This is a genomic window from Pseudomonas sp. QE6 (assembly GCF_041379005.1).
In the GTDB taxonomy this organism is placed as follows: Bacteria; Pseudomonadota; Gammaproteobacteria; order Pseudomonadales; family Pseudomonadaceae; genus Pseudomonas.
In genome coordinates, this window is sequence record NZ_CP166873.1 from 2245404 (window position 1) to 2260458 (window position 15055).

At 66.4% G+C, this 15055-nt stretch carries 13 protein-coding genes; all 13 read left to right on the forward strand.

The annotated features are described in order from the left end of the window. Positions 1-4 precede the first annotated feature (4 nt). Genes rsmH through ftsA form a run of 13 tightly spaced genes read left to right on the forward strand, consistent with a single transcriptional unit; the run spans position 5 to position 15036 of the window. On the forward strand, positions 5-946 hold the full coding sequence (gene rsmH, locus ACAW63_RS10325) for a 16S rRNA (cytosine(1402)-N(4))-methyltransferase RsmH (RefSeq protein WP_371233448.1): 942 nt from the start codon (positions 5-7) through the stop codon (positions 944-946). Next, positions 943-1236 carry a cell division protein FtsL gene (gene ftsL, locus ACAW63_RS10330; RefSeq protein ID WP_275610387.1) on the forward strand — a complete coding sequence of 98 codons (294 nt, stop codon included), beginning with the start codon at positions 943-945 and terminating at the stop codon, positions 1234-1236. Before rsmH ends, ftsL begins: the two co-directional genes overlap by 4 nt. Next, entirely contained in the window at positions 1233-2984 is a 1752-nt protein-coding gene (locus ACAW63_RS10335; RefSeq protein WP_371233450.1) for a peptidoglycan D,D-transpeptidase FtsI family protein, read from the forward strand. Before ftsL ends, ACAW63_RS10335 begins: the two co-directional genes overlap by 4 nt. Then, positions 2984-4447, forward strand: coding sequence for a UDP-N-acetylmuramoyl-L-alanyl-D-glutamate--2,6-diaminopimelate ligase (locus ACAW63_RS10340; RefSeq protein ID WP_371233452.1), 1464 nt, complete (start codon positions 2984-2986; stop codon positions 4445-4447). Before ACAW63_RS10335 ends, ACAW63_RS10340 begins: the two co-directional genes overlap by 1 nt. Then, complete coding sequence (murF, locus tag ACAW63_RS10345; RefSeq protein ID WP_371233454.1) at positions 4440-5804, forward strand: UDP-N-acetylmuramoyl-tripeptide--D-alanyl-D-alanine ligase; 1365 nt, start codon at positions 4440-4442, stop codon at positions 5802-5804. Before ACAW63_RS10340 ends, murF begins: the two co-directional genes overlap by 8 nt. Then, on the forward strand, positions 5805-6887 hold the full coding sequence (gene mraY, locus ACAW63_RS10350; RefSeq protein WP_275610391.1) for a phospho-N-acetylmuramoyl-pentapeptide-transferase: 1083 nt from the start codon (positions 5805-5807) through the stop codon (positions 6885-6887). Positions 6888-6900: 13 nt separating this feature from the next. Then, positions 6901-8247 (forward strand): UDP-N-acetylmuramoyl-L-alanine--D-glutamate ligase, encoded by a 1347-nt coding sequence (murD, locus tag ACAW63_RS10355; RefSeq protein ID WP_371233457.1) that lies wholly within the window; start codon positions 6901-6903, stop codon positions 8245-8247. Then, on the forward strand, positions 8247-9446 hold the full coding sequence (gene ftsW, locus ACAW63_RS10360; protein WP_207883773.1) for a putative lipid II flippase FtsW: 1200 nt from the start codon (positions 8247-8249) through the stop codon (positions 9444-9446). The genes murD and ftsW overlap by 1 nt, the downstream gene beginning before the upstream one ends. After that, positions 9436-10509: an undecaprenyldiphospho-muramoylpentapeptide beta-N-acetylglucosaminyltransferase gene (murG, locus tag ACAW63_RS10365; protein ID WP_371233460.1), complete on the forward strand. Its 1074-nt coding sequence runs from the start codon at positions 9436-9438 to the stop codon at positions 10507-10509. Before ftsW ends, murG begins: the two co-directional genes overlap by 11 nt. Then, the gene (gene murC, locus ACAW63_RS10370; protein ID WP_371233462.1) at positions 10502-11956 is read left to right on the forward strand and encodes a UDP-N-acetylmuramate--L-alanine ligase; all 1455 of its coding nucleotides are present in this window, start codon (positions 10502-10504) and stop codon (positions 11954-11956) included. The genes murG and murC overlap by 8 nt, the downstream gene beginning before the upstream one ends. Continuing rightward, complete coding sequence (locus tag ACAW63_RS10375; RefSeq protein ID WP_371233464.1) at positions 11953-12900, forward strand: D-alanine--D-alanine ligase; 948 nt, start codon at positions 11953-11955, stop codon at positions 12898-12900. The genes murC and ACAW63_RS10375 overlap by 4 nt, the downstream gene beginning before the upstream one ends. A 3-nt stretch (positions 12901-12903) precedes the next feature. Continuing rightward, complete coding sequence (locus tag ACAW63_RS10380; protein ID WP_275610396.1) at positions 12904-13767, forward strand: cell division protein FtsQ/DivIB; 864 nt, start codon at positions 12904-12906, stop codon at positions 13765-13767. Positions 13768-13788: 21 nt separating this feature from the next. After that, the gene (ftsA, locus tag ACAW63_RS10385) at positions 13789-15036 is read left to right on the forward strand and encodes a cell division protein FtsA (protein ID WP_275610397.1); all 1248 of its coding nucleotides are present in this window, start codon (positions 13789-13791) and stop codon (positions 15034-15036) included. Positions 15037-15055: the final 19 nt, after the last annotated feature.

Below are 15055 nucleotides of genomic sequence, written 5' to 3' on the forward strand. Positions count from 1 at the left end.
GCCTGTGACCAGTACCTTCCAACACATCACCGTTCTACTCGAGGAGGCCGTCGAAGCGCTGGCCCCCGTGGAGGGCGGCCGCTATGTGGACGGAACCTTCGGAAGGGGAGGGCACAGCCGCGCCTTGCTCGGCAAGCTCGGCCCGGGTGGTCAACTGCTCGGGTTCGATAAGGACCCCCAAGCGATCGCGACGGGAAAAACACTGGCGGCCGAAGACGGCCGCTTCGTCATTGTGCAAAGGTCCTTCGCCGAGATGGCGGAAGAGTTCACCGCGCGTGACCTGCAGGGCAGCGTGAACGGTGTCCTGCTGGACCTGGGCGTGTCTTCGCCGCAGCTGGATGACCCGGAGCGCGGCTTCAGCTTCCTCAATGATGGCCCGCTGGACATGCGCATGAATCCGGACCAGGGCGTCAGCGCCGCGCAGTGGATCGCCAGCGCCGCCGAGGACGAGATCGCCCGCGTGTTCAAGGACTACGGCGAAGAACGTTTCGCCAAGCGCATGGCTCGCGCCATCGTGCAGCGCCGTGCGGAGAAGCCCTTCGAGCGTACTGCCGACCTGGCGGCCGTGATCACCGAGGCCAATCCGGCCTGGGAAAAGGGCAAGAATCCGGCGACCCGTGCCTTTCAGGGGCTGCGGATCTTCATCAACAACGAACTGGGCGATCTGGAGCGTGGCCTCGATGCCGCGCTGGAAGGCCTGGCCGTCGGCGGCCGCCTAGTGGTGATCAGCTTCCACTCGCTGGAAGACCGTATCGTCAAGCAGTTCATGCGCAAGCACGCCAAGGGCGAGGCGGACAACCTGCCGCGCAACCTGCCGATCCAGGTGAAGCCTTTCGAGCCGCGTCTGAAGCTGATCGGCAAGCCGGTCTACGCCTCCGAGGCCGAGCTCAAGGCCAACCCGCGTTCGCGTAGCGCGGTCATGCGCATTGCGGAGAAGCTGAGATGAGCCGCCTCTTCGCCAAGCGCCTGCCGACCGGCAGCTTCTTCATGTTGCTGCTGTTCATTGGCGTGCTGCTGTCGGCGATCTCCGTGTCCTATAGCGCGTACTGGAACCGCCAGTTGCTCAATTCCCTGTACACCGAACTCAGCGTGCGTGACAAGGCGCAGGCCGAGTATGGCCGGCTGATTCTCGAACAGAGCACCTGGACCGCGCATAGCCGCATCGAAGCACTGGCGACCGACCAGTTGAAGATGCGTGTGCCCGATCCGACCGAAGTCATCATGGTGGCGCCATGAAGCACTTGCCCGGAGCTCGCTACCCCTGGCGCTTCCGCGTCGTCGTCTGCCTGCTGCTGGCGATGGTGGCGGCCATCGCCTGGCGTATCGTCGACCTGCACGTGATCGATCATGACTTCCTCAAGGGGCAGGGCGACGCGCGCAGCGTGCGCCATATTTCCATTCCTGCGCACCGTGGCCTGATCACCGACCGCAACGGCGAACCGCTGGCCGTCAGTACGCCGGTCGCCACGCTCTGGGCCAACCCCAAGGAGCTGGTGCTCGAACGTAACAAGTGGGGCTTCCTCGCCGATGCGCTGGGGCAGCCGCAAGCGGCGCTGGCAGAGCGCCTGGATCAGAATGCCGACAAGGAGTTCATCTACCTGGTCCGCGGTCTGACGCCAGAGCAGGGCGAAGCCGTGATGGCCCAGGTGAAGGCTCACCGTATTCCCGGCGTGTACTCGGTCGAAGAGTTCCGTCGTTTCTATCCCGCCGGTGAAGTGGCTGCCCAGGTGGTGGGCTTTACCGATGTCGACGATCGCGGTCGCGAGGGGGTGGAACTGGCCTTCGACAGCTGGCTGGCCGGTGTGCCGGGCAAGCGCCAGGTGCTCAAGGATCGCCGAGGCCATCTGATCCGCGACGTGCAGGTCACCCGCAACGCCAAGGCCGGCAAGACCCTGGCACTCTCCATCGACCTGCGCCTGCAGTACCTCGCCAACCGCGAGCTGCGCAACGCGTTGGTGGAGAACGGCGCCAAGGCCGGCAGCCTGGTGATCCTCGACGTGAAGACCGGCGAAGTGCTGGCCATGGCCAACCAGCCGACCTACAACCCGAACAACCGCCGCAACCTGCAGCCGGCGATGATGCGCAACCGCGCGATGATCGACGTGTTCGAGCCGGGCTCGACCATGAAGCCGTTCTCCATGAGTGCGGCGCTGGAGACCGGCCGCTGGAAGCCCACCGACAAGGTCGAGGTCTACCCCGGCACCCTGCAGATCGGCCGCTATACCATTCGCGACGTATCTCGTACCGAAGGCCCTGTGCTGGACCTGACCGGCATCCTGATCCGTTCCAGTAACGTCGGCATGAGCAAGGTCGCCTTCGATATCGGAGGCGAAGCCATTTACAACCTGATGCAGAAGGTCGGCCTCGGCCAGGACACTGGCCTGGGCTTCCCCGGCGAGCGTGTCGGCAACCTGCCGAACTACCGCGAGTGGCGCAAGGCCGAGACCGCGACCCTGTCCTACGGTTACGGCCTGTCCGTTACCGCCATCCAGCTGGCCCATGCCTACGGGGCGCTGGCCAACAATGGCCGCAGCGTGCCGCTGACCATGGTCCGCGCCGATCGTCCGGCCGACTCGACCCAGGTCATCCCCGAGCCGGTCGCCAAGACCATGCAGGGCATGCTCCAGCAGGTCATCGAGGCGCCCAACGGCGTGTATCGCGCCCAGGTGCCGGGCTACCACGTGGCCGGCAAGTCCGGTACCGCGCGCAAGGCCCAGGTCGGCACCAAGGGTTACGCCGAGAACTCCTACCGCTCCCTGTTCGCCGGCTTCGCGCCGATGAGCAATCCGCGCTATGTCGCCGTAGTGGTCATCGATGAACCCAGCAAGGCCGGCTACTTCGGTGGCCTGGTCTCCGCGCCGGTGTTCAGCAAGGTGATGTCCGGCACGCTGCGCCTGATGAACGTGCCGCCGGACAATCTGCCGCCGGCGGCTCCACAGCAGCAAGCCGATGCTGCGCCCGCTACCAAAGGAGGGCGTGGCTGATGCCGATGAGCCTGAACCAACTGCTGCCGCAAGCTGAGAGCGGCGAGCTGATCCGCGAGCTGACCCTGGATAGCCGCACCGTGAAGCCTGGCGACCTGTTCCTGGCCGTGCCGGGGGGGCGCCAGGATGGCCGCGCGCACATTGCCGCTGCGCTCACTCAGGGTGCCGCCGCCGTCGCTTACGAAGCGGAAGGCGCCTCCGATCTGCCGCCCAGCGATGTGCCGATGATCGCCATCAAGGGCCTGGCCAGGCAGTTGTCTGCCATTGCCGGGCGCTTCTATGGCGAGCCGAGCCGTGGCGTCGACCTGGTCGGTGTGACCGGTACCAACGGCAAGACCAGCGTCAGCCAACTGGTCGCCCAGGCGCTGGACCTGCTGGGTGAGCGTTGCGGTATCGTCGGCACCCTTGGCACCGGTTTCTATGGCGCGCTGGAAAGCGGTCGCCATACCACCCCCGACCCGCTCGCCGTGCAGGCGACCCTGGCGCGCCTGAAGCAGGCCGGCGCCAAGGCGGTAGCCATGGAAGTCTCCTCCCACGGGCTGGAACAGGGCCGTGTTGCGGCGCTGGGCTTCGACGTGGCGGTGTTCACCAACCTGTCCCGCGACCATCTGGACTACCACGGTTCCATGGAAGCCTACGGCGACGCCAAGGCCAAGCTGTTCGCCTGGCCGGGCCTGCGCTGCCGGGTGATCAACCTGGATGACGATTTCGGCCGCCAACTGGCCGCCGAGTCCCAGGAATCGCGCCTGATGGGTTATAGCCTGATCGACCCGTCGGCCTACCTCTATTGCCGCGAAGCCAGGTTCAGCGACGCCGGCGTAGAGGCGCAGATCGTCACGCCGCAAGGCGAAGGCCTGCTGCGCAGTTCTCTGCTGGGCAAGTTCAACCTGAGCAACCTGCTGGCTGTGGTCGGCGCGCTGCTCGGCCTGGACTATCCGCTGGGCGAAGTGCTCGCCGTGCTGCCCCAGCTGGAAGGGCCGATCGGTCGCATGCAGCGTCTGGGTGGCGGCGACAAGCCGCTGGTGGTGGTGGATTACGCCCACACCCCGGATGCCCTGGAAAAAGTCCTGCTGGCCCTGCGTCCGCACGTGCACGGTCAACTGCTGTGCCTGTTCGGCTGCGGCGGCGACCGCGACAGCGGCAAGCGCCCGATCATGGCGCAGATTGCCGAGCAGTACGCCGACCGCGTGCTGGTCACCGACGACAACCCGCGCACCGAGAAGAGCGACGCGATCATCGCCGACATCCGTGCCGGTTTCGCCGAGCCCGATGCGGTCGAGTTCGTTCCCGGCCGTGGTGAGGCCATTGCTCGCCTGATCGCCTCGGCCGGCGTCGATGACGTCGTGCTGCTGGCCGGCAAGGGACACGAGGATTACCAGGAGATCGACGGCGTACGCCATCCGTTCTCCGATCTGGATCAAGCCGCCAAGGCGCTGGCTGCCTGGGAGGTGAAGCGTGCTTAAGCCCCTGTCGCTCAACGAAGTCGCCGGCGCACTCAATGGCCGCGTGGTTGGCGCGGACGTTGCCTTCGATGCCGTGAGCACCGACAGCCGCGCCATCGTGCCGGGCCAGCTGTTCATCGCGCTGACCGGTCCGCGCTTCGACGGTCATGATTATCTGGCCGACGTCGCCGCCAAGGGCGCCGTTGCCGCGCTGGTGGAGCGCGAGGTCGCCGGCGCACCGCTGCCGCAACTGGTGGTGAACGACACCCGCATGGCGCTGGGCCAACTGGGTGCGCTGAACCGCAATGCCTTCACCGGCCGTGTCGCCGCCGTCACCGGCTCCAGCGGCAAGACCACCGTCAAGGAAATGCTTGCCAGCATCCTGCGCACCCAGGGCGAGGTCCTGGCGACCCGTGGCAACCTGAACAACGATCTGGGCGCACCGCTGACCCTGTTGCAGCTGGCGCCGGAGCACAAGAGCGCGGTCATCGAGCTGGGCGCCTCGCGGATCGGCGAGATCGCCTACACCGTCGGCCTGACCCGCCCGCACGTTGCCATCATCACCAACGCCGGTACCGCTCACGTGGGCGAGTTCGGTGGACAGGACAAGATCGTCCTGGCCAAGGGTGAGATTCTCGAAGGCCTGGCCAGCGACGGCGTGGCCATCCTCAACCGCGACGATCCGGCGTTCGACACCTGGACGAATCGCGCCGCGGGCCGGCGCGTCTCCAGCTTCGGCCTGCACGACGAACGTGCGGACTTCCGCGCCAGCGACGTGCAGCGTGATGCCCGCGGTTGCCCCGGCTTCACCCTGCGCGGCCCGGCGGGCGAGGCGCGCATCCAGCTGAACCTGCTGGGTGAGCACAATGTTTCCAATGCCCTGGCCGCCGCCGCTGCCGCTCACGCCCTCGGCGTGCCGCTGGTCGGGATCGTTTCCGGCCTGCAGAGCCTGCAGCCGGTCAAAGGCCGCGCCGTAGCCCAACTGGCGACGAACGGCATGCGAGTGATCGACGACAGCTACAACGCCAACCCGGCTTCAATCTGCGCGGCGATTGATATACTCGCCGGCTTTTCCGGCCGGACCGTCCTCGTCCTTGGGGACATGGGCGAGCTGGGGGCCTGGGCTGAGTCTTCCCACCGTGAAGTGGGGACTTATGCCGTGGGCAAAGTCACCGCGCTCTATGCCGTCGGACCGCTGATGAGCCACGCCGTGCAGGCGTTCGGTTCCGCGGGCCGGCATTTCGCCGATCAGGCCAGCCTGATCAGTGCCCTGGCCGACGAAGCATCGACAACCACCATTTTGATCAAGGGTTCCCGCAGCGCGGCGATGGACAAAGTCGTCGCGGCGTTGTGCGCATCCTCCGAGGAGAGTCACTAAATGCTGCTGCTGCTCGCCGAGTACCTGCAACAGTTCTACAAGGGCTTCGGCGTCTTCCAGTACCTGACCCTGCGCGGCATTCTGAGCGTACTGACCGCGCTCGTCCTGTCCCTGTGGCTGGGACCGTGGATGATTCGCACCCTGCAGATCCGCCAGATCGGCCAGGCGGTGCGCAACGACGGTCCGCAATCTCACCTGTCGAAGAAAGGCACCCCGACCATGGGTGGTGCGCTGATCCTTACCGCCATCGCCATCAGCACCCTGTTGTGGGCCGACTGGTCGAACCGCTACGTGTGGGTCGTGCTCGCCGTGACCCTGCTGTTCGGCGCCGTCGGCTGGGTGGATGACTACCGCAAGGTGATCGAGAAGAACTCCCGCGGCCTGCCGAGCCGCTGGAAGTATTTCTGGCAGTCGGTATTCGGCCTGGGCGCTGCGATCTTCCTTTATATGACCGCCGAGACCCCGATCGAAACCACCCTGATCGTGCCGATGCTGAAGAACGTCGAGATCCCGCTGGGCATCTTCTTCGTCGTGCTGACCTACTTCGTGATCGTCGGCTCCAGCAACGCGGTGAACCTGACCGACGGTCTCGACGGCCTGGCCATCATGCCCACCGTGATGGTCGGCGGCGCGCTGGGCATCTTCTGCTACCTGTCGGGCAACATCAAATTCGCCGAATACCTGCTGATCCCCAGCGTTCCGGGGGCGGGCGAACTGATCATCTTCTGCGCCGCCATCGTCGGCGCGGGGCTGGGCTTCCTCTGGTTCAACACCTACCCGGCGCAGGTCTTCATGGGCGACGTCGGCGCGCTGGCCCTCGGCGCCGCGCTGGGCACCATCGCGGTGATCGTCCGCCAGGAAATCGTGCTGTTCATCATGGGCGGAGTGTTCGTCATGGAAACCCTGTCGGTGGTGATCCAGGTCGCCTCCTTCAAGCTGACCGGCAAGCGGGTATTCCGCATGGCGCCGATCCACCATCACTTCGAACTCAAGGGCTGGCCGGAGCCGCGCGTGATCGTGCGCTTCTGGATCATCACGGTGATTCTCGTGCTGATCGGCCTGGCCACGTTGAAACTGCGTTGAGGACTGATCGAGCATGAGCCTGATCGCTTCCGACCAATTCCGCATCGTTGTCGGCCTCGGCAAGAGCGGCATGTCCCTGGTGCGCTACCTGGCGCGCCAGGGCGTGCCTTTTGCCGTGGCCGACACGCGCGAGAATCCGCCGGAGCTGGCGACCCTGCGCGAGCAGTATCCGCAGGTCGAGGTGCGCTGCGGCGACCTCGACGCCGATTTCCTCTGCCGCGCCCAGGAGCTCTACGTGAGCCCCGGTCTGTCGCTGCGCGTCCCGGCGCTGGTGGAAGCCGCCGCCCGTGGCGTGCGCATGTCCGGCGACGTCGACCTGTTCGCGCGTCACGCCAGGGCGCCGATCGTCGCCATCACCGGCTCCAACGCCAAGAGCACCGTCACCACCCTGGTGGGCGACATGGCCAAGGCGGCCGGCAAGCGTGTTGCCGTCGGCGGCAACCTCGGCACCCCGGCACTGGATTTGCTGGCCGACGACGTCGAGCTGTACGTGGTGGAGCTGTCCAGCTTCCAGCTGGAAACCTGCGAGCGCCTGAACGCCGAAGTCGCCACCTGCCTGAACGTCAGCGAAGACCACATGGACCGCTACGACGGCATGGCCGACTACCACCTGGCCAAGCACCGTATCTTCCGCGGCGCCAAGCAGGTCGTGGTGAACCGCGCCGACGCGCTGAGCCGCCCGCTGATCGCCGACAACGTGCCGTGCTGGACCTTCGGCACCAACAAGCCGGACTTCAAGGCGTTCGGCCTGATCGAAGAAGACGGCGAGAAGTGGCTGGCCTTCCAGTTCGACAAGCTGATGCCGGCCCGTGAATTGAAAATCCGTGGCGCGCACAACCAGGCCAACGCGCTGGCCGCGCTGGCCCTCGGTCATGCCATCGGCCTGCCGTTCGAGCCGATGCTGCAGACCCTGCGCGAGTTCGCCGGCCTGGCCCATCGCTGTCAGTGGGTACGCGAGCGCAACGGCGTGAACTACTACGACGATTCCAAGGCCACCAACGTCGGCGCCGCCCTGGCCGCCATCGAAGGCCTGGGTGCCGATATCGACGGCAAGCTGGTGCTGATCGCCGGTGGTGACGGCAAGGGCGCCGATTTCCACGACCTGCGCGGCCCCGTGGCGCAGCATTGCCGCGCGGTGGTGCTGCTGGGGCGCGATGCCGAGCTGGTCGGTGCGGCCATCGGCAATGCCGTGCCTAAGGTGCGCGTGAATACCCTGGACGAAGCCGTCGAGCATGCTGCCGACCTGGCGCTGCCGGGCGATGCGGTGCTGCTGTCGCCGGCCTGCGCCAGCCTGGACATGTTCAAGAACTACGAAGAACGCGGACGCCTGTTCGCCAAGGCCGTGGAGGAGCTCGCCTGATGTTCTCCTTCCTGCGCCCCTATCCGTCCCCGCTGATCAGCCGCCATGGCATCGATATCGACTTCCCGCTGCTGGCGGGTTGCCTGGCGTTGCTCGGCCTGGGGCTGGTGATGGTCACCTCGGCGTCGTCCGAGGTGGCGGCGGCGCAGTCCGGCAACCCGCTGTACTTCTCGGTCCGTCACCTGATCTACCTGGCCATCGGCTTCGTCGCCTGCGGCCTGACCATGATGGTGCCGATGGAGACCTGGCAGCGCCTGGGCTGGAAGCTGCTGGCCATCGCCTTCGGGCTGCTGGTGCTGGTGATCACCCCCGGCATCGGCCGCGAGGTGAACGGCTCGATGCGCTGGATCGGTTTCGGTCTGTTCAACATCCAGCCCTCGGAGATCGCCAAGGTCTTCGTGGTGATCTTCATGGCCGGCTACCTGGTACGCCGCCAGGAAGAAGTGCGCGAAAGCTGGCTGGGCTTCTTCAAGCCCTTCGTGGTGCTGCTGCCGATGGCTGGCCTGTTGCTGCGCGAGCCTGACTTCGGCGCCACCGTGGTGATGATGGGCGCCGCTGCCGCCATGCTGTTCCTCGGCGGTGTCGGCCTTTTCCGCTTCGGCCTGATGGTGGCCCTGGCCATTGGCGCGGTGGTGCTGCTGATCCAGACCCAGCCCTACCGGATGGCGCGCCTGACCAACTTCACCGATCCCTGGGCCGACCAGTTCGGCGCGGGCTACCAGCTCAGCCAGGCGCTGATCGCCTTCGGTCGTGGCGGGTGGACCGGCATGGGCCTGGGCAACAGCATCCAGAAGCAGTTCTACCTGCCCGAGGCGCACACCGACTTCGTGTTTGCCGTCCTTGCGGAAGAACTGGGCATCGTCGGTGCCATGGCCACCGTCGCGCTGTTCGTCTTCGTCAGCCTGCGCGCGCTGTACATCGGCATCTGGGCCGAGCAGTCGAAACAGTACTTCTCCGCCTACGTGGCCTACGGCCTGGCCTTCCTGTGGATCGGCCAGTTCCTGATCAACGTGGGTGTGAACGTCGGCCTGCTGCCGACCAAGGGCCTGACCCTGCCGTTCCTCAGCTACGGCGGCAGCTCGCTGGTGATCTGCTGCGCCCAGCTGGGCATGCTGCTGCGCATCGAATGGGAACGTCGCACCGTGATGGGTAGCGAGGAATATGAATTCAGCGAAGAGGACTTTGCCGATGAAAGGTAACGTCCTGATCATGGCCGGTGGCACCGGCGGACACGTGTTCCCGGCTCTGGCCTGCGCCCGTGAGTTCCAGGCGCGCGGCTACAGCGTGCACTGGCTCGGCACGCCGCGCGGCATCGAGAACGATCTGGTACCCAAGGCCGGCCTGCCGCTGCATCTGATCAACGTCAGCGGTCTGCGCGGCAAGGGCCTGAAGTCGCTGCTGCGTGCGCCGTTCGACCTGCTCAAGTCGCTGTTCCAGGCCATCGGCGTGGTCCGCCAGCTCAAGCCGGTCTGCGTGCTCGGCTTGGGTGGGTACGTGACTGGCCCGGGTGGCCTGGCCGCCAAGCTGTCCGGCGTGCCGCTGGTGATCCATGAGCAGAACGCCGTTGCCGGCACCGCCAACCGCAGCCTCGCACCGCTGGCCAAGCGGGTCTGCGAAGCCTTCCCGGACACCTTCGACGCCAGTGCCAAGCGCCTGACCACCGGCAACCCGGTGCGCGCCGAACTGTTCCTGGAAGAGGGCGCCCGCGCGCCGCTGCCGGGTCGCCGCGTTCACCTGCTGGTGCTGGGCGGCAGCCTGGGCGCCGAGCCGTTGAACAAACTGATCCCGGAAGCGCTGGCGCAGATTCCCGCCGACGCTCGTCCGGCGATTCGCCATCAGGCCGGTCGTCAGCACGACCAGGTCACTGCGGAGCGTTATCGCGCCGCCGGTGTCGAAGCCGACGTCGCTCCGTTCATCGCTGACATGGCTGCCGCCTACGCCTGGGCGGACCTGGTGATCTGCCGCGCTGGCGCGCTGACCGTCAGCGAGCTGACCGCCGCCGGCCTGCCGTCCTTCCTGGTGCCGCTGCCCCACGCGATCGACGACCACCAGACCAAGAACGCCGAATTCCTGGTGCGGGAGGGCGCCGCCCACCTGCTGCCACAGAAATCTACCAGCGCCGCCGACCTGGCCGCGCAGTTGTCCGAGGTATTGATGCATCCCGATTCCCTGACCCGCATGGCCGACCGCGCTCGCAGTCTGGCCAAGCCCGAGGCTACCCGTACGGTGGTCGATGCCTGCCTGGAGGTGGCCCGTGGTTAAAGAACCCACCGGCGTCACCCGCACCATGCGGCGCATCCGTCGCATCCATTTCGTCGGTATCGGCGGCGTGGGCATGTGCGGTATCGCGGAAGTGTTGCTGAACCTCGGCTACGAAGTGTCCGGCTCCGACCTCAAGGCCTCGCCCGTGACCGAGCGCCTGGAGAAGTTCGGCGCCGAGATCTTCATCGGCCACCGTGCGGAGAACGCCGACGGCGCCGACGTGCTGGTGGTGTCCAGCGCGGTGAACAAGGCCAACCCGGAAGTCGCCGCGGCGCTGGATCGCCGCGTGCCGGTGGTGCCGCGCGCCGAGATGCTTGCCGAGCTGATGCGCTACCGCCACGGCATCGCCGTTGCCGGTACCCACGGCAAGACCACCACCACCAGCCTGATCGCCTCGGTATTCGCTGCCGGCGGCCTGGACCCGACCTTCGTCATCGGCGGTCGCCTGAACGCCGCCGGCACCAACGCGCAGCTGGGCACCAGCCGCTATCTGGTGGCCGAAGCCGACGAGAGCGACGCCAGCTTCCTGCACCTGCAGCCGATGGTCTCGGTGGTCACCAACATCGACGCCGACCACATGAGCACCTACGGCGGCGACTTCAACAAGCTCAAGCGCACCTTCGTCGACTTCCTGCACAACCTGCCGTTCTATGGTCTGGCCGTGCTTTGCGTCGACGACCCGGTGGTCCGCGAGATCCTGCCGCAGGTCGCTCGTCCGACCGTGACCTACGGCCTGAGCGAGGACGCCGACGTCCGCGCGATCAACATCCGCCAGGAAGGCATGCGCACCTGGTTCACCGTGCTGCGCCCCGAGCGCGAGCCGCTGGACGTCTCGGTGAACATGCCCGGCCTGCACAACGTGCTGAACTCCCTGGCGACCATCGTCATCGCCACCGACGAAGGCATCTCCGACGAAGCCATCGTCCAGGGCCTGTCCGGCTTCCAGGGCGTGGGCCGGCGCTTCCAGGTCTATGGCGACCTGCAGGTGGAAGGCGGCAGCGTGATGCTGGTCGACGACTACGGCCACCACCCGCGGGAAGTCGCGGCGGTGATCAAGGCCGTGCGTGGCGGTTGGCCGGAGCGCCGTCTGGTGATGGTCTACCAGCCGCACCGCTATACCCGTACCCGCGACCTGTACGACGACTTCGTGCAGGTGCTGGGCGAGGCCAACGTGCTGATGCTGATGGAGGTCTATCCGGCCGGCGAGGAGCCGATCCCCGGCGCCGACAGCCGTCACCTGTGCCACAGCATCCGCCAGCGCGGCCAGCTGGACCCGATTTATCTGGAGCGCGGCGGCGACCTTGCCTCGCTGCTCAAGCCGCTGCTGCGCCCCGGCGACATCCTGCTCTGCCAGGGTGCCGGCGATATCGGCGGGCTGGCTCCGCAACTGATCAAGAATCCGATGTTCGGCGCCACCGAAGCTGGTGCTGAGGGGAAGAAGCCATGAGTGACGTCCTCAAATCCGCCCTCGATCCCCGCGCCTTCGGTCGCGTCGCCGTGCTCTACGGCGGCAAGAGTGCCGAGCGCGAGGTATCGCTGAAGTCCGGCGCCATGGTCCTGCAGGCACTGCAGGCCGCGGGCGTGGATGCCTTCGGCATCGACGTGGGCGATGACCTGCTGCAGCGCCTGATCAGCGAGAAGATCGATCGCGCCTTCATCATCCTCCACGGTCGTGGCGGTGAAGACGGCAGCATGCAGGGCCTGCTGGAAGTCGCCGGCATTCCCTACACCGGCAGCGGCGTGCTGGCCTCCGCGCTGGCGATGGACAAGCTGCGCACCAAGCGCGTGTGGCTGAGCCTCGGCCTGCCGACGCCCAACTATGCCGTGCTCAGCAGCGAGGCCGATTGCCGTGCCGCCGCCGCCGAACTGGGCTTCCCGCTGATCGTCAAACCGGCCCATGAAGGTTCCAGTATCGGCATGGCCAAGGTGGGCAGCGTGGAAGAGCTGATCACTGCCTGGCAGGGCGCCGCCCAGTACGACTCGCAGGTGCTCGTCGAACAGTGGATCAGCGGCCCCGAGTTCACCATTGCCGTCCTGCGTGGCCAGGTGCTGCCGCCCATCCGTCTGGGCACTCCGCACACCTTCTACGACTACGACGCCAAGTATCTCGCCAGCGATACCCAGTACCAGATTCCCTGCGGTCTCGATGCCGCCAAGGAAGAGGAACTCAAGGACCTGACCGCGCGCGCCTGCGATGCCCTCGGCATCCAGGGCTGGGGCCGGGCCGATGTGATGCAGGACGCCGAGGGGCGTTTCTGGCTTCTGGAAGTGAACACCGCACCGGGCATGACCGACCACAGCCTGGTGCCCATGGCCGCGCGCGCGGCCGGCCTGGATTTCCAGCAACTGGTGCTGGCCATCCTCGCCGACAGCGTCGAGGCAAGGGGGTAAGTCATGAACGGCGCGCAGCTTCGCCACCAGCAACCCGGTATCGGCCGTGTGCCCGCACGCAAGCCGACGGCCCGTGGCGCCAGCCGCCTGGTGGCCAAGGAGCCGCTGAGCGCGCGCATGCCCAAGCCGAGCTTCGGCTTCCTCAAGGTGCTGGTGTGGCCGCTGGTGCTGGGCGTGCTCGGCGTTGGTACCTATTACGGCGCGCAGTACGCGCTGCCCTATGCCGATCGCCCGATCGCCAAGGTCAGCGTGGAAGGTGACCTGAGCTACATCAGCCAGCAGGCGGTGCAGCAGCGGATCAGCTCCTACGTGTCGGCGAGCTTCTTCACCATCGACCTGGCCGGGATGCGCCAGGAGCTGGAGCAGATGCCCTGGATCGCCCATGCCGAAGTACGTCGCGTGTGGCCTGACCAGGTAGTGATCCGCCTGGACGAGCAACTGCCGATCGCCCGCTGGGGCAACGAGGCGCTGCTGAACAACCAGGGTCAGGCCTTCGCCCCGCGCGAAGTGGCCAACTACGAGCACCTGCCGCGCCTGTCCGGTCCGCAGCGCGCTCAGCAACAAGTGATGCAGCAGTACCAGATTCTCAGCCAGATGCTCCGTCCGCTGGGCTTCACCATTTCCAGCCTGGACATGAGCTCGCGTGGCGCCTGGACCCTGGGTACCGCGCAGGGCGTGGAGATCATGCTGGGCCGCGATCACGCGGTAGAACAGATTCGCCGGTTCGTGACCATCTACGACAAGGCGCTGAAAGATCAGATTTCGAAAATTGCGCGCATCGACATGCGCTACCCCAACGGCCTGGCCGTGGCGTGGCGCGATCCGGTGCCGGAAACGACGGTGGCCCAGACCACCGCCGTGCAGTGAGTTGAGGAGACTTCGATAAACATGGCAAGCGTGCAGAGCGGCAAAATGGTCGTCGGCCTGGACATCGGCACCTCCAAGGTGGTGGCGCTGGTGGGCGAGGTAGCGGCCGATGGCAAGCTGGAGATCGTCGGTATCGGGACGCACCCCTCGCGCGGCCTGAAGAAGGGCGTGGTGGTGAACATCGAGTCCACCGTCCAGTCGATCCAGCGTGCCATCGATGAGGCCCAGCAGATGGCGGGCTGCCGTATCCACTCGGCCTTCGTCGGCATCGCCGGCAACCATATCCGCAGCCTGAATTCCCACGGCATCGTGGCGATCCGCGACCGCGAAGTGAGCGGCGCGGACATCGAGCGCGTGCTGGACGCGGCCCAGGCCGTGGCCATCCCGGCCGACCAGCGTGTGCTGCACACCCTGGCCCAGGACTACGTGATCGACAACCAGGAAGGCGTGCGCGAGCCGCTGGGCATGTCCGGCGTACGCCTGGAAGCCAAGGTGCACGTGGTGACCTGCGCGGTGAACGCCGCGCAGAACATCGAGAAGTGCGTGCGCCGCTGCGGCCTGGAGGTGGACGACATCATCCTCGAGCAGCTGGCTTCGGCCTACTCCGTGCTCACCGAGGACGAGAAGGAACTGGGCGTGTGCCTGGTGGACATCGGCGGCGGCACCACCGACATCGCCATCTTCACCGAAGGCGCCATTCGGCATACCGCGGTGATCCCGATCGCCGGCGATCAGGTCACCAACGACATCGCCATGGCGCTGCGCACCCCGACACAATATGCCGAAGAGATCAAGATTCGATATGCTTGTGCCCTAGCCAAACTGGCCGGTGCGGGCGAAACCATCAAGGTGCCCAGCGTAGGGGACCGGCCGCCGCGGGAACTGTCGCGCCAAGCGCTTGCCGAAGTGGTCGAGCCTCGTTACGACGAGCTGTTCACTCTGGTTCAGGCAGAGTTGCGCCGCAGTGGCTACGAGGACCTGATTCCCGCCGGGATCGTCCTGACCGGGGGCACTTCCAAGATGGAAGGCGCGGTCGAGCTGGCCGAAGAGATCTTTCACATGCCGGTGCGCCTGGGCGTACCTCACAGCGTCAAGGGACTGACCGACGTCGTGCGCAATCCAATCTACTCCACGGGTGTGGGCCTGCTCATGTACGGGCTGCAGAAGCAGTCCGACGGCATCTCCATGTCCAGCGGCAGCAGCTTCAGCGACGAACCCAAGGCACCGGTACTGGAACGGCTCAAACGCTGGGTCCAGGGCAATTTCTGATTTACCACCGCGGTAAACG

Coding starts and splice junctions, on each gene's coding strand:
- ftsL (WP_275610387.1), top strand. CDS start 943: ATGAGCCGCCTCTTCGCCAAGCGCCTGCCGACCGGCAGCTTCTTCATG.
- ACAW63_RS10335 (WP_371233450.1), top strand. CDS start 1,233: ATGAAGCACTTGCCCGGAGCTCGCTACCCCTGGCGCTTCCGCGTCGTC.
- ACAW63_RS10340 (WP_371233452.1), top strand. CDS start 2,984: ATGCCGATGAGCCTGAACCAACTGCTGCCGCAAGCTGAGAGCGGCGAG.
- mraY (WP_275610391.1), top strand. CDS start 5,805: ATGCTGCTGCTGCTCGCCGAGTACCTGCAACAGTTCTACAAGGGCTTC.
- murD (WP_371233457.1), top strand. CDS start 6,901: ATGAGCCTGATCGCTTCCGACCAATTCCGCATCGTTGTCGGCCTCGGC.
- ftsW (WP_207883773.1), top strand. CDS start 8,247: ATGTTCTCCTTCCTGCGCCCCTATCCGTCCCCGCTGATCAGCCGCCAT.
- murG (WP_371233460.1), top strand. CDS start 9,436: ATGAAAGGTAACGTCCTGATCATGGCCGGTGGCACCGGCGGACACGTG.
- ACAW63_RS10375 (WP_371233464.1), top strand. CDS start 11,953: ATGAGTGACGTCCTCAAATCCGCCCTCGATCCCCGCGCCTTCGGTCGC.
- ACAW63_RS10380 (WP_275610396.1), top strand. CDS start 12,904: ATGAACGGCGCGCAGCTTCGCCACCAGCAACCCGGTATCGGCCGTGTG.
- ftsA (WP_275610397.1), top strand. CDS start 13,789: ATGGCAAGCGTGCAGAGCGGCAAAATGGTCGTCGGCCTGGACATCGGC.